This is a genomic window from Streptomyces sp. NPDC006512 (assembly GCF_040611935.1).
Classification (GTDB): Bacteria; Actinomycetota; Actinomycetes; order Streptomycetales; family Streptomycetaceae; genus Streptomyces.
The window spans coordinates 30,045-47,466 of the sequence record NZ_JBEXPG010000053.1; the positions used below are offsets into that span (position 1 = coordinate 30,045).

The following is a 17,422-nucleotide window of genomic DNA, read 5'->3' on the forward strand; positions in this document are numbered from 1 at the left end:
TGCGCGGTCTCGGTTTCTCCCGAAGCCATGAGATTAGGCAGGGAAGATGAAGCGGAGGCACTGCCCAGATAAAAACCACGTTTCCGAGTTGATGTATGCCAACCGGAATTGACGGTACTCCGGGTACTTCAGGGACGAACCGTGCCCAACTGCTCGGCCAGCTCGACCGGTTCGGTCGTAGGCCGCGCGCAGACGAAGTGGCGGCACACGTACGCCGTCGGAAGGTCGTGCACCAGTGTGCGCTCGGCCAGAAGGGGGAACTCGCCTCCGCTGCCGTCCGCCGCGCGCGGCGGACCGACCGCCACCACCGCCCCGGGAGCCGTCCCCAGCAACGCCGTCCGGTGCAGCGCGGCCCGCGCCGGATCCTCCGGATGACCCACGACGGCCACCTCGCGCGGCCCGTCGACGAGCGCCTCGGCGACCGCCAGACCGTGCCCGATGAAGCGCGGGGCGCGCGGCCCGAGCGCGTGCACCACCCCGAGCGCCCGCTCGGCCGCCGTGCGGTGGGGCTCCGAACCGGTGTGCGCGGCGTACGACAGCAGCGCCCCGGCGGCGGCCGTCCAGCCGGACGGCGCCGCCGTGTCGGTGGGATCCTGCGGCCGCCGGATGAGCTGCTCGGCGTCGTGCGCGGTGTCGTACAGCGAACCGTCCTCGGCGGTGAACCGGGCCATGACCAGGTCGACGAGGAAGCCGGCGAATTCCAGCCACACCCCCTCGCCCGTCACGGCGGCCAGCGCCAGGAAGCCCTCGGCGACGTCCCCGTAGTCCTCCAGCACCCCGGCGTTCGGACCGACCCGCCCGTCCCGGCTGGTGCGGGCCAGGCGGGCCTTGCCGTCCATGTGGACCCGTACGAGCAGGTCCGCGGCCTCGGTGGCCCGCTCGACCAGGTCCGGGCGCTCGAAGTACGCCCCGCACTCGGCGAGCGCGGCGACCGCGAGACCGTTCCAGGCGGCCACGACCTTGTCGTCCCGCCCGGGCGCGGGCCGGCCGGCGCGGGCGGCCAGCAGCCGCTCCTTGATCCCGGCGAGCCGCTCGGCGTCCAGGGCCGGGCCCTCCTGCGGCAGCTGGAGGACCGACGTCCCGTGCTCGAAGGTGCCCTCCTCGGTCACCCCGAAGTACGCCTGCGCCAGCGCCCCGTCCTCCGCGCCGAGCACCTCGGCCAGCTGCGCGGGCGTCCACGCGTAGTACGCCCCCTCGACGTGCTCGCCGCTGACCGGGTCCTCGCTGTCGGCGTCGAGGGCGGAGGCGAAACCGCCCTGGTCGGTGCGCAGTTCGCGGACCATGAAGTCGGCGGTCTCCAACGCGACCCGCCGGGCGAGATCGGACCCGGTGGCCCGCCACAGGTGCGCGTAGACCCGGCAGAGCAGCGCGTTGTCGTACAGCATCTTCTCGAAATGGGGCACGACCCACTCGCGGTCCACGGAGTACCGCGCGAACCCGCCGCCGAGCTGGTCGTAGATGCCGCCCCGGGCCATGGCCTCGCAGGTGTCGGCGGCCATCTGCAGGGCGCCCTCGGAACCCGTACGGGCGTGGTGGCGCAGCAGGAACTCCAGCACCATCGACGGCGGGAACTTCGGCGCGCCCCCGAACCCGCCGCGCGCGGCGTCGTAGTCGCGGGTCAGGCCGAGCAGGGCGTGCGCGAGCTCCTCGGGACCGGGCGTGCCGGCCTTCCCGTAGTCCAGCTGACGGCCGGCCAGGTCCCGTACGATCCGCTGCGCGACCTCGGCGACCTCCTCGGGCCGCCCGACCCACGCGGTCCGCACCCCTTCGAGCACCTGCATGAAGGAGGGCATCCCGTGGCGGGGCTCGGGCGGGAAGTAGGTGCCGAAGTAGAAGGGTTCGGCGTCGGCGGTGAGGAACACGGACATGGGCCAGCCGCCCTGCCCGGTCGCGGCCTGCACGGCCTCCATGTAGACGGCGTCGATGTCGGGGCGCTCTTCGCGGTCGACCTTGACGTTCACGAAGTGCTCGTTCATGTACGCGGCGGTCAGCTCGTCCTCGAAGCTTTCGGTGGCGAGAACATGACACCAGTGGCAGCTCGAATACCCGACGCTCAGGAACACGGGAACGCCCCGCTCCCGCGCCTCCGCAAAGGCCTCCGGCGACCACGGCCACCAGTCCACGGGGTTGCCGGCGTGCTGGAGCAGGTACGGCGAGGTCTCGTTCGCGAGGCGGTTCGGCATGGGCCCATCCTGCCGCACCGCTCGGTCCGTGCCTCGTTACGGGGCCGTCGGGCCGCCGGTGCGACCTTGATCCGATCGGCCCATTTCCACACCGGCACCCCACGGGAGCGGTCCCGGCTCCGGCCCCCCTTCCGCCCCGGCTCGATCACGGGGCGGGTGAAGACCGAAGCCGGGTGCGAACGGGTCCGATGTGATCGCCCCGGCGTCAACTCCCTCTGAACTAGCTCAGATTCACTCGCGCTCCCGACCGTCCCGCAGGACACTTGGCGCACGTTTGCGGAGCTCTGCGAGGAGGATGCCGATGCGGGACAGCCATCGTGTCGAGGCCGAGGGTCTGCTGGCCCGGGCCGTCGACGAGGAGGCCCGGCGCGGCGTGGCGGGCTCGCCCGTTTCCGCCGCCGACCGGGAGGCGCTGCTGCGGCGCGGGCTGGAGGCCCTGGACGGGCTCGCGGCCGTGGCGGGCGAGGAGTACGCGGCGTACGTCCGGGCGCTGGACGAGGCCGCGGCCGGGCAGCGGACCCTCGGAGAGGCCTTCCGGAGCGGGAGCACCTCGACGGCCCTGCTCGTGACGGCGGTCGCCGCGGTCGCGGCGGCGGGCGCGGACCTGGCCCTCGGCGTTCCCTCCGGGACGGCGCTCGGGGCCGGACTCGTCGTGGGCGTCGCGGGGGCGGCCACGACCGTGGCGAAGGTGACCGCGGTGCACGTCCCGGCCGCGAACCGGCGGGCCGGGGCCGCGGGCCGCCCGGGCGGCCCCGAACAGCTGCGTCTGCAATGGCTGTCGGCGCTGGAGGTGCGCGGCATACGTCCCTTCCTGGAGCACCAGCGCGCCCTGGCGACGGCGGTACGGATCCCCCCGCGCGCCGGAGCCGGGGCCGACGGCGGGGTGGGCGCCGGTGCCGGAGACCCGGGCGGGAACGGCAACGGGCTCGGGGCCGGTGCCGGGGCCGGTGCCGGGGCCGGTGCCGGTACCCGGACGGCGGGCGGGAGCGGGAGCGGTAACGGGAACGGGCTCGGCCCGGGCGGTTCCGCCGGAACCGGACCTGGGGCGGCGGCCGGGGCGGGCGGAACCTCCCCCGCCGGGGCCGGAGTCGGGCGCGGTGGGGCGGGGCGTGACGCGGCCGGACCCGGTGGAACCGCACCCGGCGGGGCCGCACCCGCCGGGGCCGGACCCGGGCGGACGGGACTCGGGAAGCAGCCCGCCGGCGGGGCCGCTCCGCTGCGCGGGACGGACCGGAGCGCGGAGGCGCGGCGGCGCGGGATGCTGGAGCAGTCGTTCGGGCAGCTCCCGGACTCGGGCGCCCTGTTCACGGGCCGGCGCACGGAGCTGACCCGGATCGCGCAGTGGGTGCAGGCGGCGCGGGCCAGCACCGAGACCCGGCCGGTGGTCGTGGTGCTGCACGGCGAGCCCGGATCCGGCCGGACAGCCCTGGCCCTGCGGGCGGCGCACGCGCTGCGGGACCAGTTCCGGGGGGCCTGCCTGGTGGACCTGCGGGGCGGGTCGGCGCCCTCGGAGGCCCCGCTGCCCACCCGGGAGGCGCTGCTGCACCTGCTGAACCGGCTCGGCGCCCCGCGCGAGCAGCTGCTGTTCCGCGAAGGGGCCTCGGCGGAGCAGCAGGTCCGCCGGCTCGGCGAGCTGTACCACCAGCACCTGCGGGGGCTGCCGGTGACGGTGGTGCTGGACGACGCGGTGGACGCGGCGCAGGTGCGCACGCTCGTGCCGGAGCGTTCCGAGAGCCTGGTGCTGGTCACGGCGCGGGAGCCGCTGGAGCTGCCCGGGGACCTGGCGGCGTGGGTGCACCAGTTGCCGGTGGTGCGGCTGGCGGGGCCGGAGGCGGCCGAGATGCTGCGGTCCGGGGCGCGGGCGGCGGGCGAGGCCGCGCCGGGGCCGGCGGCGGAGGCGGGGCTGCTGGAGCTGGGGGCGGGGCTGCCGCTGGCGCTGCGCGTGCTGGCTCCGCTCGGGGCGGCGCGGGCGACCGACAGCGGGGACGGTTCGCTGGAGCACGCCCTGGACCTGGCGTACGTACGGCTGCCCGAGGAGCGGCGCCGGCTGCTGCGGCGGCTGCCGCTGGCCGGGCGGGCCTCGCTGGGCGCGGCCGCGGCGGCGGCGCTGACGGGCGCGGACCGGGCGGAGGCGGGGCGGCTGCTGCGGGAGCTGGCGCATGCGGGGCTGCTGGACCTCGTGCGCGGGGAGCGGTACCGGATGCACGACGCGGTGCGCGCGTACGCGGCGGCGCGGCTGGCGGCCGAGGAGGAGCGGGGGGAGGTCGCGGCGGCGCAGGAGCGGCTGGTCCGCGACTACGCGCAGCTCGCGGACGCGGTGATCCGGATGGTCGACGGGAAGATGTCCACGCGGGCGAACCACTTCGGGGGGCACGGTTTCGCGTCCCTCGACGCGGCGCTGCGCTGGCTGGACGAGGAGTCCAGCTTCATCACGGCGGCCCTGCGGCACGCGGAGGGGGTGGACCAGCAGGCGGTCCTGGACCTGTTGGGGGCGCTGTGCGATTTCTGTCTGCTGCGCGGGGACCTGTACCGGCTGGGTGAGATCGACGAGCTGACGCGGGCGGTGGGCCGGGCCCGGCCGGCCGGGGCCGAGGAGCCGGCGCCGGCCGACCAGGGGCGGCTCGCGCGTTCGGTGCAGTGGCGCACGGGCATCGCGGCGCGTCAGCTGGGCGAGCTGGACAAGGCGCGTACGTCGCTGAGCTCCCTGGTCGACCAGTACAAGGAGGCGCGGCAGGAGGCGGGGGCGGGGATGGCCCTGGTGTCGCTGGGCATCACGCTGCACCACCAGGGGAACCTGCCCGAGGCGGCGGCCCGCATCCGGGAGGCGCTGGCGCTGCAGGAGGCGCCGGAGCTGGCGGGTGACCGGGCGTGGGGGCTGCACGCGCTGGCGGCGGTGGAGCGCGACCGGGCGCACCTGGCGGAGGCGCTGGCGCTGCTGGAGCGGTCGTCGGAACTGCACCGGGAGAACGAGAGCGTGCACGGGGAGGCGTGGGCGCACTTCCAGCTGGGTCAGGTGTACCTGCGGCTCGGGGACGTGCCGCGGGCGGAGGCGGAGCTGGGCCGGGCACTGGAGCTGTACGGGCGTACGCGGGACGACCGGGGCCGGGCGTGGGCGCTGACGCAGCTGGGCCGGGCCCGGGTGGTGGACGGGGATCCGGGGCCGGCGCAGGAGCGGCTGCGGGACGCGCTGGCGCGTCACCGGCTGGCGGAGGACACGCGGGGGGAGGCGTGGACGCTGTACTACCTCGGGCAGGCGCTGGAGGAGGGCGGTGAGCGGGACCGGGCGGTGCGGGAGCTGGAGCGGGCGCGGACCATGTTCTCCCGGATGCGGGACGTGTACGGGCTGGCGTACGCCCGGCACCATTCGGGCCGGGTCACGCGTGACCAGCGGGCGGCGCAGACGGGGAACCTGAAGAACTCGGGTTTCGCCCGTCAGCTGCTGGTGGACGCGCGGGCGGATTTCCGGCGGATCGGGCTCGCGCACGGCGAGGCGTGGACCTGCCTGGAGCTGGCGGTGGTCGACGCGGGCAACGCGCGGACCGCGCAGGCGCTGGGGCTGTGCGAGGAGGCGGCGGGCCTGTTCGCCTCGTACGGGGACCTGCGCGGCGAGGACTGGGCCCGTTTCCTGCGGTGCACGCTGCTGCCGTACGCGGGCGCGGCGGGCACGGGTGGGGCGGGCGCGGACGAGGCGCGCGCGGAGGTGGGCCGGCTGGTGGCGGCCCCGCATCCGCTGCGCGACGGCCGGCTGGAGGACTGCCTGGAGACGTACGGGGTGATCCTGGGCCGGGGCGTGGACCCGGCGGAGGGCTGGCAGGCGTGGCGGCTGGGGATGGTCCCGAACCTCCGCTCCCGGGAGGTCATGGGGGTGCCGGTACCGCCGCTCCCGGCGTGACCGGCGGGCCGTACCGCGTACTCGGCGGGCCGGCGGTACGGCCGCCCACGGCGTGCACGCCGGCCCTCCCGCAGGCCCAGGGGGCGCGGCCCCCGCCCTCGCTCGGGCTCACCGGCGGGGCGCCGCCCCGGCGGTCAGGGCCCGTGCGGGACAGCCCCGGTGTCATGCCCCGTCCGGAACGGCCGCCCCGGCCGTCAGGCCCGTCCGGGGACGGGCCTGCCCGGGCTCCGCGGGGCGGCGTTCACACGGGGGGTGTCAGCTGGTGCGGTCCGGGGTGGACGGGTCCTTCGGCGTGGGCGCCGCGCCCGGCGCCGGGGCCTCCTGGAAGTTGACCCGGCCCATGTGCCGGCTCATCGACTTCATCAGGAACCACACGCCGAGGGCGAGGGCCGCGAAGACGATGAAGCCCAGGATTCCGGGGGTCACCTTGTTCTTGTCGAAGGTGTCGCCGGCCAGGGGGAGGAGCTGGGTCAGGGCTGACTGCGTAGCGCTCATAGCTACGCATTCTCCCGGATGCCCGCGAAGAGGTCGGACTCGGGGAGGGAGGTGTCGACGAGCGACTTCGCCAGCTCGTACTCCTCCGTCGGCCAGACCTCCTTCTGGATCTCCATCGGGACGCGGAACCAGCCGCCGTCCGGGTCGATCTGCGTGGCGTGCGCGATGAGCGCCTTGTCGCGGATCTCGAAGAAGTCGGCGCAGGGCACGTGCGTGGTCAGCGTGCGCTCGGTGCGCTCGAACTCCTTCCAGCGCTCCAGCCACTCCCCGTACGGCGACTCCAGGCCGCGCGCGAGGAGCGCCTCGTGGAGGGCGACGGTGCGCGGCTTGTTGAAGCCCTGGTTGTAGTAGAGCTTCTGCGGCTGGTAGGCGGGGCCGTACTCGGCCTCGGGGAACTTCTCGGTGTCGGCCGCGCCGTCGAAGGCCACCATCGTGATCTTGTGGGTCATGATGTGGTCGGGGTGCGGGTAGCCGCCGTTCTCGTCGTAGGTCGTGATGACCTGCGGCTTGAAGGCGCGGATCTTCTTCACCAGCTCGCCCGCCGCCTCCTCCACGTCCGCGAGGGCGAAGCAGCCCTCGGGCAGCGGCGGCAGCGGGTCGCCCTCGGGCAGGCCGGAGTCGACGTAGCCGAGCCACTCCTGCTCGATGCCGAGGATCTCGCGGGCCTCGTCCATCTCCTTGGCGCGGACCTCGTGGATGTTCTCCTCGATGTACTTGTCGCCCTGGAGCTTGGGGTTCAGCACGGAGCCGCGCTCACCGCCGGTGCAGGTCACGACGAGGACGGGCACCCCCTCGGACACGTACTTGGCCATGGTGGCCGCGCCCTTGCTCGACTCGTCGTCGGGGTGGGCGTGGACGGCCATCAGTCGAAGCTGCTCGGTCAAGGCGGGATCCTCTGTGATTCGGCGCGCGGGACGACTCCTATAGTGACCGAACGGGGGCACTGAAAATTCCAGGGGTGACCCACCCCTCCCCGCCGAGAGGAACGATCATGAGCGCGGTGCGCGAAGGGGTCCCCTCGGGCCGGTACGGCCGGTCCGAGGACGAGCGTTCGGACCGCAAGCTCAAGGTGGTCGGATCGGTGCTCGGCGTGGGGCTGCTGGCCGTGGTCGGGTGGATCGGCTGGGACTACGTCGGCGGGCAGAGCGTGAGCGCCGAGGTGATCAAGTTCCAGATCGTGTCGGACTCCGAGGTCAAGGTGCACCTGGAGGTCCGCAAGGAGTCCTCGGTGACCGGTGTCTGCACCCTCAGTTCCCAGGACGAGCAGCACGGCGAGGTCGGCCGTGCGGACTTCACCTTCGGGCAGCGCGACACGCGGGTGGACGAGCTCGTCACCCTGAAGACCACCGGGCGCGCGACGACGGTCGAGCTGGTCGGCTGCCAGGCCGCCTCGGGGCCGTCCGCCGGCTGATCCGGGGACCGCGCCTTCGGCGCCGCGCCCGGGCGGGGGCGCCGATATCCTGGGGGTGACGACGTCCCGCGCCGAGCGGTGCGAGCACTCCCGTGGCGGGAGCGGCGTGGTCGGGGACGGCGTCCGTCCGGAGCGCAATGACACACTTCATACACATGGTGTCCTCCCCCTTTTCTTCCCGAATTGTTAGGCTCGTGGTTTCGCCCGCCGCTGGCGGCTTTGTAGTCCCCTGTACCGACGAGGAGCACCCGTGACCCAGACGAGCGAGAGCGTCACCTGGCTGACCCAGGCGGCGTACGACCAGCTGAAGGCCGAGCTGGACTACCTCTCTGGTCCCGCACGCACGGAGATCGCCACGAAGATCGCAGCCGCCCGCGAGGAGGGCGACCTGCGTGAGAACGGCGGTTACCACGCGGCCAAGGAGGAGCAGGGCAAGCAGGAGCTCCGCGTGCGCCAGCTGACGCAGCTCCTGGAGAAGGCGAAGGTCGGCACCGCGCCCGCTTCGGACGGTGTGGTCGCCCCCGGCACCCTCGTGACGATCGCCTTCGACGGCGACGAGGACGACACCCTGGAGTTCCTGCTCGCGTCCCGCGAGTACGCGTCGTCCGACTTCGAGACGTACTCCCCGCAGTCCCCGCTGGGCAGCGGCGTGAACGGCAAGAAGATCGGTGAGGACGCGCAGTACGAGCTGCCGAACGGCAAGCAGGCCACCGTGAAGATCCTGGCCGTCAAGCCCTTCAACGGCTGATCACCCCTTCCCGCGAGCGCCCCCGTCCGGATCCGTCCGGGCGGGGGCTCTGTCGTGCGCGCGCGAGGTCGTGAGCGCGGTGCCGGTGTCTCAGACCGCCGCCGAGCGGTACTTGCGGACCGCGAGCGTGCGGAAGATGACGATGATCACGAGGGAGTAGATCAGCGACGCCCAGACCGGGTTCTGCATCGGCCAGGCGTCGGAGGTGGACAGGCCCGGGTCGCCGAAGAGCTTGCGGCAGGCCTGCACGGTGGCGCTGAAGGGGTTCCACTCCGCGATGTGGCGCAGCCAGGGGGTCATGTTGCTGGTGTCCACGAACGCGTTCGAGATGAACGTGACCGGGAAGAGCCAGATCAGCCCGCCGGAGGTGGCCGCCTCGGGGGTGCGCACGGACAGGCCGATGAGCGCGCCGATCCAGGTGAAGGCGTACCCCAGCAGGAGCAGCAGTCCGAAGCCGCCGAGGACCTTGCCGATGTTGGTCGGCTCCGCGTAGCCGGGGCGCCAGCCCACGATCAGCGCGACGATCGCGAGGACGAACAGGGTCAGCGCGGTCTGTACGGAGTCCGCGATGGTGCGGCCGGTGAGGACGGCGCCGCGTGCCATGGGCAGGGAGCGGAAGCGGTCGATGAGGCCCTTGTGCATGTCGTCGGCGATGCCGGCGCCCGCGCCGGCGGTGGCGAAGGTGACGGTCTGCGCGAAGATGCCGGCCATGAGGAAGTTCGTGTAGACGTCCGGGTCGGTGCTGGTGCCGATCTGCATGGAGCCGCCGAAGACGTACGTGAAGAGGATCACGAACATCACGGGCTGGATCAGCCCGAACAGCACCATCTCGGGGATCCGGGTCATGCGGATCAGGTTCCGCTTGGCGATCACCAGGGAGTCCTTGACGCTCTGGGCGAGGCCGCCGCGCGGGCGGGGGGCGGCGAGTTCCCGCGTGGGGGAGGTGATGGTCACTGCGCGGCCTCCTTGCGCGTCGCCTTGCGGCCCTTGGCGTCGGTCGCGGGGGCGGCCGGGGCGTCGGGGCCGGCCCCGGGGGCCCGGCCGTCGCCGTTCTCGTCCGCCTTGAGTTCGGCCGCGTGGCCGGTGAGGGAGATGAAGACGTCGTCGAGGGTGGGCCGGCGCAGGCCGATGTCGTCGATCTCGACGCCCCGGCCGTCGAGTTCGCGGATGACCTCGGCGAGGAGCTTGGCGCCGCCCGAGACCGGCACGGTGAGCTTGCGGGTGTGCGCCTCGACGGTGGCCTCGCCCTTGCCGAAGCCGGCGAGGACCTCGCGCGCGGTGGTGATGTGGCCGGGGTCGTGCACGACGACCTCGACGCGTTCGCCGCCGGTGCGGGCCTTGAGCTGGTCGGAGGTGCCGCGTGCGATGACCTTGCCGTGGTCGACCACGCAGATGTCGTGGGCGAGGCGGTCGGCCTCTTCCAGGTACTGGGTGGTGAGGAGCAGCGTGGTGCCGCCGGCGACGAGTTCCTCGATGACGTCCCACAGGGCCTGGCGGTTGCGGGGGTCGAGGCCGGTGGTCGGTTCGTCCATGAACATGACGGGCGGGCTGACGACGAGGGCGGCGGCGAGGTCGAGGCGCCTGCGCATGCCGCCGGAGTAGGTCTTGGCGGGGCGGTCGGCGGCTTCGGCGAGGTTGAAGCGGTCGAGGAGTTCGACGGCCCGGGCCTTGGCCTGCTTGGCGCTCATCTGGTAGAGCTGGCCGACCATGTGGAGGTTCTCGCGGCCGGTGAGGTATTCGTCGACGGCGGCGAACTGGCCGGAGAGGCCTATGGAGCGGCGGACTTCGTTGGGATGTTTGAGGACGTCGATCCCGGCGACGACGGCCCGGCCGCTGTCGGGCTGGAGGAGGGTGGTCAGGACACGCACGGTCGTGGTCTTGCCCGCGCCGTTGGGGCCGAGGAGGCCCAGCACGGTGCCTTCGGGGACGTCGAGGTCCACGCCGTCCAGTGCCCGTACGTCACCGAAGGTCTTGACGAGTCCTTCGGCGTAGATGGCGCCTGGCATACGGATTCTCCCAGAGCAATCAGGCCAGATGGTTTCGGGCCGGAAAATCAGGACTTTCCTACGCAAATCCTAGGGGCGCCGGACGAGCCGCGCCCGGCGCCCCTCACGGTACGCGTCATATCGAGCCGTGCCACGCCTTTTTGGCCACCCGTCTTCCGGCCCGCGGGTGTCAGCCGATGACCGTGTACCCGGCCCCGTGCAGCGAGCGCGCCACCTCCGCGCAGTGCTTGGGCCCCTTCGTCTCCAGGTGCAGTTCCACCTCGACCTCGGTGAGCCCGAGGCGCGGGTCGGTCCGTACGTGGCTGACGTCCAGCACGTTCGCGTCCAGCTCGGACAGCACCCCGAGCAGGCCCGCCAGGGCGCCCGGCCGGTCGGCGACCCGCAGCCGCAGCGACAGGTAGCGGCCCGCGGCGGCCATGCCGTGCCGCAGGATCCGCTGGAGCAGCAGGGGGTCGACGTTCCCGCCGGACAGGACGGCGACCACCGGCCCGGCACCGTACAGTTCGGGCTCGCTCAGCAGCGCCGCGACGGGGCTGCAGCCGGCCGGCTCGACCACCAGCTTCGCCCGCTCCAGGCACAGGAGCAGGGCGCTGGAGAGGGCGTCCTCGGAGACGGTGCGCACGTCGTCGATGAGCTCGCCGATGATGTGGAAGGGGATGTCGCCGGGGCGGCCGACCTTGATGCCGTCGGCCATGGTGACCGGGTTGTCGACCGACACCGGGTGGCCGACCTTCAGCGAGGGCGGGTACGCGGCCGCGCCCGCCGCCTGCACGCCGATGACCTTGACGTCGGGGCGCAGGGCCTTCACGGCGACCGCGACGCCCGCGGCGAGTCCGCCGCCGCCGATGCCGACGAGGATCGTGCGGACCTCGGGGCACTGCTCCAGGATCTCCAGTCCGACCGTGCCCTGGCCGGCGATGATGTCGCGGTGGTCGAAGGGGTGGATGAACACCGCCCCGGTGCGGTCCGCGTGGTCCTGGGCGGCCGCGAGGGTCTCGTCGACGACCTGGCCGTGCAGGCGGACCTCTGCGCCGTACTCCTGGGTCGCGGCCACCTTCGGCAGCGGGGCGCCGACGGGCATGAACACCGTGGAGCGGACCCCGAGGAGCGAGGAGGCCAGGGCGACGCCCTGCGCGTGGTTGCCGGCGCTCGCGGCGACGACCCCGGCCGCCCGTTGCTCGGGGCGCAGGCCCGCGATGCGCACGTACGCGCCGCGCAGCTTGAAGGAACCGGTCCGCTGGAGGTTCTCGCACTTGAGGTGGACCGGGGAGCCGGTGAGCGAGGAGAGGTGCCGGCTGCCTTCCATCGGGGTGACCCGGGAAACGCCGGAGAGCATCTTCTGGGCCCCGCGGACGTCGTCGAGCATGACCTGGGGGACGGGCTGGGGCACGCGGTAGTTCATACGGCCAGTCTCGCAGCCCCCGCAGGTCACGGCTCATGGACGGCCGGGGGCCGGGACCGGCCGGGCGGGGCCGGACGGCACGGGTTAGGCGGGCCGCCGCGGGGCACGGGCGGAAGGGGCGAAATCTCGCCATCCGGGACGGCCCCGGCGCGGCCGGGCCCGTGGGCCGTACCAGTTCTCGTACGCGGCGTACGAGCCGCCGCACGGCCGCGTACTCTGTCCCCCATCCTTGTCGGCCCCATGCGAAGAGAGCCCACGGCCATGCCCTCCATCCCGGCCAGTTCCGACCTGCCCACGGCGGCCGAAGCGCCCGCCGGAGCGGGTCTCCTCGACGCGCTCCAGCACCAGGTCGCGGTGTTCGCCCGGCGGGCGGAGCAGACCCGTCTCGGCGGCGTCGGACAGGCGCGCAACTCGATGGACCGCGCCGCGTACCTGCTGCTGAACCGGCTCGACCTGGAAGGCCCGATGGGCGTCAAGGCCCTCGCGGGCGGGATGGGCATCGACTCGTCGACGGTCACCCGGCAGGTCGCCCCGCTCGTCGACAGCGGTCTCGTCAAGCGGACCTCGCACCCCGAGGACGGGCGGGCCGTGGTCCTCGCGCTGTCCCCGCGCGGGCTGGCCCGCCTGGAGGAGGTGCGGTCCTCGCGGCGCGAGCTGATGGCGCGCGTGACCGAGGACTGGGCCGAGGAGGAGCGCGAGTCCTTCACGACGCTGCTGACCCGTTTCAACCTGTCGCTGTCGGAGCTGATGGCGGCCGCCGTCGAGGGCGGTCCGGCTTCCTGAGCCCCTGGCGTCCCCCGGACGCCCGCGCGGCGATCCGGGTCCGTCCGACCCCTTGACCGGGGTGGTGGCACCGGCCGCAGTATGTGGGCTGTGGACCGGCGTTCGGGGCGCGACCCGGAGTTCGAGGCCTTCGTCGCGGGCGCGGCGGGGCGGCTGCTGCACGTCGCGGTCCTGCTGACGGCGGAACCCCCGTCCGAGACCGGGGCGGCGCGCCGGCTGCTCGCGGGGGCGCTGGCCCGTACGTACGCGCACTGGAGCAGGCTGCGCGGCGACGATCCGTACGACCACACCCGGCAGGAGCTGTGCGCCGCGTACGCCCGCACGGCCTGGCGGCACCCGGGCGGTACCGGGGTCCTGGCGCGGCTGAGCCCGCTGGAGCGGCTCGTGCTGGTCATGCGGGTCTACGAGGGTGTCGCCGAGGAGGTCACGGCCGCCCAGCTGGGGCTGCCGCCCGAGCGGGTGGAGGCCGTCTGCAACCGGGCCGTCGCGATCATGCGGGCGGGGCCGGGCGCGGGGGCCGGCGGGGGCCCGGGACCGGCCGACGGGGCCGACAGCGCATCCCGGCGGGGGGCCGCATGAGCTCCCTCGACCGTAAGGAGGCCCAGGTCAGGGCGCTGCTGGAGGGTCCGCATCCGGTCGTTCCGGCCGGTCTCGCGGCGGCTGCCGCCACGCACGGCCGGCGGCTGCTGCGCCGCCGCCGGGCCCTGCGCCGCCTGGGCTGGTCGCTGCTGTTCGCGGCGGCGGTGGCCTTCACGGTGTGGGCCTCGCTGACCCGGCCGTGGGTGACGCCGCCGAGCGGCATCTCCCCGCCCCTGGAGGGCTGGTAGCGCTCCAGGGGCGAAGGGGACCGGGTACGGACTAGCCGAGGGCCTGGGTCAGGTCCGCGATGAGGTCGTCGGCGTTCTCGATGCCGACGGAGACGCGGATCAGGTCCGCCGGGACCTCCAGGGCCGAGCCGGCCACCGAGGCGTGGGTCATCCGGCCCGGGTGCTCGATGAGGGACTCGACGCCGCCCAGGGACTCGGCGAGGGTGAAGATCTTGGTGCGGCCGCAGACCGCCACGGCCTCCTCCTCGCCGCCCTCGACGCGGAAGGAGAGCATCCCGCCGAAGTTGCGCATCTGCTTCGCGGCGACCTCGTGGCCCGGGTGCTCGGGCAGGCCCGGGTAGAGGACCTGGGTGACCTTCGGGTGGCGCTTGAGCACCTCCACGATCTTGCCCGCGTTCTCCGCGTGCCGGTCCATGCGCACGGCCAGGGTCTTGATGCCGCGCAGCACGACCCAGGAGTCGAAGGGCCCGGCGACCGCGCCCATCGCGTTCTGGTGGTAGGCCAGTTCCTCGCCGAGGGCCTCGTCCGCGGTGACCAGGGCGCCGCCGACGACGTCGGAGTGGCCGCCCATGTACTTCGTCAGGGAGTGCACGACCACGTCCGCGCCGAGCGCGAGGGGCTGCTGGAGGTAGGGGGAGGCGAAGGTGTTGTCGACGACCAGCTTGGCGCCGGCCGTGCGCGCGATGTCGGCGACCACGGCGATGTCCGTGATGCCGAGCAGCGGGTTGGAGGGGGTCTCGACCCAGATGACCTTCGTCTTCGGGGTGAGGGCGGCGCGCACGGACGCGGGGTCCGAGGTGTCGGCCACCGACCACTCCACGCCCCAGCGGGAGACGACCTTCGCGAAGAGGCGGAAGGTGCCGCCGTAGGCGTCGTTGGGGATGACCACGTGGTCGCCCGGGGAGAGCAGGGTGCGCAGCAGGCAGTCCTCGGCGGCGAGCCCGGACGCGAAGGCGAGGCCGCGGCGGCCGCCTTCCAGCGCCGCGAGGTTCTCCTCCAGCGCGGTACGGGTCGGGTTGGCGCTGCGGCTGTACTCGTAGCCGCCGCGCAGACCGCCCACGCCGTCCTGCTTGTACGTGGACACCTGGTAGATCGGGGGCACGACCGCGCCGGTCAGCGGGTCCGCCGAGTTGCCCGCGTGGATCGCGCGGGTCTCGAAGCTCTGGTGCTCGTGGCTGTCGTCGCTCATGGGCAGATGCTATGCCCCGTCCGGGCCGTGGTCCTCTCCTGGCCTGACGGGTGGGCGACGGGCCGCTGACCTGGCCTCCTGACCTGGAGCGGGGTCCGGGAGCCGGACCATTGGCCTTAGCCCCCGTGCGTCTGGTTCGCTTGGCGGTATGGAGATTCTCTTGGTCCTGATGGCCGTGGTCCTGGTCGTGGCCGTCGCGATGCCGATCGTGCGCCGCGCGCGGGGCGGTTACGGCGGCGGCATCCGCCGGGTGGCGCCCGGCAGCCCCGACGCCGCCGACCCGTCCGACTACGGCTTCGTACGGGAGGAGCAGCTGGACATCCGGGTGCCCGGGCCCGACCAGGACCTGATGGACGCTCTGGGCAACGTCCAGCGCAGCGGTCACTGGCAGGCCGCTTCGGCCCTGCTCGCGGGGACCCCGAAGGAGGGCGAGCAGCGCTGGCAGCGGGTGCAGTCCTTCGGCGGGGCGGCGGCGCTGGAGCTCGTACGGCAGCCCGGGGGCGGGGCGCAGTGGCTGAAGGCCTGGCGGCTGGAGGCGGAGAAGGACGCGGGCGGTGCGCAGGTGCACGCGGAGCTGCTGGTGCAGCAGGCGTGGCGGCACTCGGGCGGCGTGGGCTCCACCGACCACCGGATCATCCTGGAGGAGGCCCGGGACGCGTGCCGCAAGGCGGCGCTGCTGGCCCCGGGCGACCCGGTCCCGCACATCACGGAGCTGGCGGTCGCGCGGGCGCTGGGCTACTCGGAGGCGGAGTTCGACGCCCTCTGGGCGAAGATCATCGACGTGGCGCCGCAGCACATGGGCGCGCACCTGGCGGCGCTGCACTACTGGTGCGAGAAGTGGCACGGTTCGCGGGAGAAGGCCGACGCGTTCGCGCACGCGGCCGCCGCCCGCGCCCCGCAGGGTTCGCTGCTGGCGGCGCTGCCGCTGTTCGCGGTGTACGAGCACCTGCCCGAGGTCAATCTGGTGCAGGGCTTCTACCAGAGCGCGGTCGTGACGCGGGCGGTGGAGGGGGCGATGTACGCGGTGCGCACGGCGCGCGCGGACGACCCGATGCTGGCGCACGTACGGCACCTGCTGCTGGTGTTCCTCGTGAACATGGAGCGCTGGGCGGAGGCGATCGAGCAGGTGCGGCACGTGGACGGGTACGTCGGCGCGCTGCCGTGGTCGACGGCTCCGGACCCGGCGGCGACGTACGCGGTGTACCGGGCGCTGGCGGTGGCGGGGTACGAGGCGAACGGCGGGTCTCCGGCGACGCTGCCGCACTGACCTGGGAAGGTCTCTCCGGGATGGCCGGGGAGGTCTCTGGGGAACGGCCTGGGAGGTCTCCCGGCAACCCTTCGATGATCGTTGGCCAATAAAGTTGCCGTAAGTGAGGATCAGGCCGCATGATTCCGGCCGTGATCGTCAATCGCGCCGCCCGCGCGCTCGCCACCCGCTGGGCCCGTACCCGCTTCGACCCGGCGGCCTTCGGCCTCCTCCCCCGCGAACGGCTCGACCCGCTCACCGCGGGCCCCGAGGGGGACCCGGCCCGCGCGGCCGAGCGCGGCCGGGTCGCCGCCGCCGCCCACGCCGGCGAGTGGCGGCCCGCCGCCGCCCACGTCCGGGCGGCCGGGACGGACTGGGACGAGCGCTGGACCCGGCTGGAGCTGCTGATCCGGCTCTCGGGCGCCGACGACCGCTGGCTCACCGACTGGCGCGCCGCCGAACCCGCCGACGGCGACGCCGCCACCGTGCACGCCCACCTGCTGGTCAGCCGGGCCTGGGCGGTCCGCGGCTCCGCCGTCGCCCGCGAGGTGCCGGACGCGGACATGAGCCGGTTCATGGCGCAGCTGCCCGCCGCGGTGGCCGCCGCGCAGCGCCGCCGACCTGGCCCCCGAGGACCCGGCCCCCTGGGTCGTCATGATCACGGCCGCGCGGGCCCTGTCGTACTCGCACAGCCAGTTCGGTGACCTGTGGCGCAACCTCACCCGCCGCGCCCCGCACCACACCGCCGCCCACTGGCAGGCCATGCAGTACTGGTGCACGAAGTGGCACGGCTCCGACGACCTGATGACCGAATTCGCCGAGCGGGCCGTCGCCCAGGCCCCCGCCGGCAGCCTCCTGCCCGGGGTCTACCTCCTCGCGCTGGACGAACTGCGCGGCTCCCGCGCCTCCCGTACCGCCCGCTCCGAGCGGAACCGGGCCGTGCTCACCGACGTCGCCCGCCGGCTGGAGACCGTACCCGCCGGCCACGAGGGACTGCCCCGGGTGCGCCACCGGCTCGCGCACCGCCTGGGCGAGGCCGGACTGCACGCCGCGGCGCTCGACCAGTTCCGCGCCCTCGGACCCCACTGCGGCGCCGCGCCCTGGAACACCGACGACGCCGGTCCCGTGGCCGCGTTCGACCTCGCCCGGGGGCGCGCCGCCCACGGCGCACGCCGCGGCTGACCCGCCCGCGGCCTCCCCGCCGCACACCCGGCACCGGCCGTCTCCGGCACCCTTCACC

The 17,422-nt window shown here is 74.0% G+C and carries 16 protein-coding genes; 9 read left to right on the forward strand and 7 right to left on the reverse strand.

What is annotated here, in order from left to right; translation table 11 throughout:
* Window positions 1–128: 128 nt before the first annotated feature.
* Entirely contained in the window at window positions 129–2,183 is a 2,055-nt protein-coding gene (locus ABZZ17_RS29995; RefSeq protein WP_356880562.1) for a thioredoxin domain-containing protein, read from the reverse strand.
* 301 nt (window positions 2,184–2,484) lie between these two features.
* Here ABZZ17_RS29995 and ABZZ17_RS30000 point away from each other — a divergent pair, with 301 nt between their 5' ends.
* Window positions 2,485–6,075 carry a tetratricopeptide repeat protein gene (locus tag ABZZ17_RS30000; RefSeq protein ID WP_356880564.1) on the forward strand — a complete coding sequence of 1,197 codons (3,591 nt, stop codon included), beginning with the start codon at window positions 2,485–2,487 and terminating at the stop codon, window positions 6,073–6,075.
* Between the two features lie 255 nt (window positions 6,076–6,330).
* Here ABZZ17_RS30000 and ABZZ17_RS30005 read toward each other — a convergent pair whose 3' ends face one another.
* Together ABZZ17_RS30005 and mca are read right to left on the reverse strand one after the other, a co-directional pair.
* Window positions 6,331–6,570: a hypothetical protein gene (locus tag ABZZ17_RS30005; RefSeq protein WP_356880566.1), complete on the reverse strand. Its 240-nt coding sequence runs from the start codon at window positions 6,568–6,570 to the stop codon at window positions 6,331–6,333.
* A gap of 2 nt (window positions 6,571–6,572) precedes the next feature.
* A complete protein-coding gene (mca, locus tag ABZZ17_RS30010; RefSeq protein ID WP_356880568.1) occupies window positions 6,573–7,454 on the reverse strand; it encodes a mycothiol conjugate amidase Mca in 882 nt (293 codons plus the stop codon).
* 107 nt (window positions 7,455–7,561) lie between these two features.
* Between mca and ABZZ17_RS30015 the strand changes: the two genes are divergently transcribed.
* Together ABZZ17_RS30015 and greA are read left to right on the forward strand one after the other, a co-directional pair.
* Window positions 7,562–7,981, forward strand: a complete 420-nt coding sequence (locus ABZZ17_RS30015) for a DUF4307 domain-containing protein (protein WP_356880570.1) — start codon at window positions 7,562–7,564, stop codon at window positions 7,979–7,981.
* A 250-nt stretch (window positions 7,982–8,231) separates the two neighbouring features.
* Window positions 8,232–8,729, forward strand: coding sequence for a transcription elongation factor GreA (greA, locus tag ABZZ17_RS30020; protein ID WP_356880572.1), 498 nt, complete (start codon window positions 8,232–8,234; stop codon window positions 8,727–8,729).
* A 90-nt stretch (window positions 8,730–8,819) separates the two neighbouring features.
* On the opposite strand, the gene ABZZ17_RS30025 is transcribed toward greA, so the two are convergent.
* From ABZZ17_RS30025 to ilvA, 3 genes are all read right to left on the reverse strand, one after another.
* Window positions 8,820–9,683 carry an ABC transporter permease gene (locus tag ABZZ17_RS30025; protein ID WP_356880574.1) on the reverse strand — a complete coding sequence of 288 codons (864 nt, stop codon included), beginning with the start codon at window positions 9,681–9,683 and terminating at the stop codon, window positions 8,820–8,822.
* Window positions 9,680–10,735 (reverse strand): ATP-binding cassette domain-containing protein, encoded by a 1,056-nt coding sequence (locus tag ABZZ17_RS30030; RefSeq protein ID WP_356880576.1) that lies wholly within the window; start codon window positions 10,733–10,735, stop codon window positions 9,680–9,682. The genes ABZZ17_RS30025 and ABZZ17_RS30030 overlap by 4 nt, the downstream gene beginning before the upstream one ends.
* Window positions 10,736–10,904: 169 nt before the next feature.
* Window positions 10,905–12,137 (reverse strand): threonine ammonia-lyase, encoded by a 1,233-nt coding sequence (ilvA, locus tag ABZZ17_RS30035; RefSeq protein ID WP_356880578.1) that lies wholly within the window; start codon window positions 12,135–12,137, stop codon window positions 10,905–10,907.
* Window positions 12,138–12,398: 261 nt separating this feature from the next.
* On the opposite strand from ilvA, the gene ABZZ17_RS30040 reads away from it, so the two are divergent.
* The 3 genes from ABZZ17_RS30040 (at window position 12,399) to ABZZ17_RS30050 (ending at window position 13,747) form a co-directional block, all read left to right on the forward strand.
* Window positions 12,399–12,920, forward strand: coding sequence for a MarR family transcriptional regulator (locus ABZZ17_RS30040; protein ID WP_356880580.1), 522 nt, complete (start codon window positions 12,399–12,401; stop codon window positions 12,918–12,920).
* An 81-nt stretch (window positions 12,921–13,001) separates the two neighbouring features.
* Window positions 13,002–13,499, forward strand: coding sequence for a sigma factor-like helix-turn-helix DNA-binding protein (locus ABZZ17_RS30045; protein ID WP_356880582.1), 498 nt, complete (start codon window positions 13,002–13,004; stop codon window positions 13,497–13,499).
* Entirely contained in the window at window positions 13,496–13,747 is a 252-nt protein-coding gene (locus ABZZ17_RS30050; protein WP_356880584.1) for a hypothetical protein, read from the forward strand. Before ABZZ17_RS30045 ends, ABZZ17_RS30050 begins: the two co-directional genes overlap by 4 nt.
* A 31-nt stretch (window positions 13,748–13,778) precedes the next feature.
* Here ABZZ17_RS30050 and ABZZ17_RS30055 read toward each other — a convergent pair whose 3' ends face one another.
* Window positions 13,779–14,936, reverse strand: coding sequence for a cystathionine gamma-synthase (locus tag ABZZ17_RS30055; RefSeq protein WP_356880586.1), 1,158 nt, complete (start codon window positions 14,934–14,936; stop codon window positions 13,779–13,781).
* Window positions 14,937–15,084: 148 nt separating this feature from the next.
* Between ABZZ17_RS30055 and ABZZ17_RS30060 the strand changes: the two genes are divergently transcribed.
* The 3 genes from ABZZ17_RS30060 to ABZZ17_RS30070 all read left to right on the forward strand — a co-directional run bounded on the left by ABZZ17_RS30060 (window position 15,085) and on the right by ABZZ17_RS30070 (window position 17,364).
* A complete protein-coding gene (locus ABZZ17_RS30060) occupies window positions 15,085–16,203 on the forward strand; it encodes a hypothetical protein (protein ID WP_356880588.1) in 1,119 nt (372 codons plus the stop codon).
* 131 nt (window positions 16,204–16,334) lie between these two features.
* A complete protein-coding gene (locus ABZZ17_RS30065; RefSeq protein WP_356880590.1) occupies window positions 16,335–16,886 on the forward strand; it encodes a hypothetical protein in 552 nt (183 codons plus the stop codon).
* Complete coding sequence (locus tag ABZZ17_RS30070) at window positions 16,837–17,364, forward strand: hypothetical protein (protein WP_356880592.1); 528 nt, start codon at window positions 16,837–16,839, stop codon at window positions 17,362–17,364. The genes ABZZ17_RS30065 and ABZZ17_RS30070 overlap by 50 nt, the downstream gene beginning before the upstream one ends.
* The last annotated feature ends 58 nt before the right edge of the window (window positions 17,365–17,422 follow it).

Bases quoted from the DNA above. Each gene is read 5' to 3' on its own strand.
- ABZZ17_RS30055 (WP_356880586.1), bottom strand. From the start codon at position 14,936: ATGAGCGACGACAGCCACGAGCACCAGAGCTTCGAGACCCGCGCGATC.
- ABZZ17_RS30000 (WP_356880564.1), top strand. From the start codon at position 2,485: ATGCGGGACAGCCATCGTGTCGAGGCCGAGGGTCTGCTGGCCCGGGCC.
- ilvA (WP_356880578.1), bottom strand. From the start codon at position 12,137: ATGAACTACCGCGTGCCCCAGCCCGTCCCCCAGGTCATGCTCGACGAC.
- ABZZ17_RS30030 (WP_356880576.1), bottom strand. From the start codon at position 10,735: ATGCCAGGCGCCATCTACGCCGAAGGACTCGTCAAGACCTTCGGTGAC.
- ABZZ17_RS30050 (WP_356880584.1), top strand. From the start codon at position 13,496: ATGAGCTCCCTCGACCGTAAGGAGGCCCAGGTCAGGGCGCTGCTGGAG.
- ABZZ17_RS30070 (WP_356880592.1), top strand. From the start codon at position 16,837: ATGATCACGGCCGCGCGGGCCCTGTCGTACTCGCACAGCCAGTTCGGT.
- ABZZ17_RS30045 (WP_356880582.1), top strand. From the start codon at position 13,002: ATGTGGGCTGTGGACCGGCGTTCGGGGCGCGACCCGGAGTTCGAGGCC.
- ABZZ17_RS30005 (WP_356880566.1), bottom strand. From the start codon at position 6,570: ATGAGCGCTACGCAGTCAGCCCTGACCCAGCTCCTCCCCCTGGCCGGC.
- ABZZ17_RS30060 (WP_356880588.1), top strand. From the start codon at position 15,085: ATGGAGATTCTCTTGGTCCTGATGGCCGTGGTCCTGGTCGTGGCCGTC.
- ABZZ17_RS30040 (WP_356880580.1), top strand. From the start codon at position 12,399: ATGCCCTCCATCCCGGCCAGTTCCGACCTGCCCACGGCGGCCGAAGCG.
- ABZZ17_RS29995 (WP_356880562.1), bottom strand. From the start codon at position 2,183: ATGCCGAACCGCCTCGCGAACGAGACCTCGCCGTACCTGCTCCAGCAC.
- ABZZ17_RS30015 (WP_356880570.1), top strand. From the start codon at position 7,562: ATGAGCGCGGTGCGCGAAGGGGTCCCCTCGGGCCGGTACGGCCGGTCC.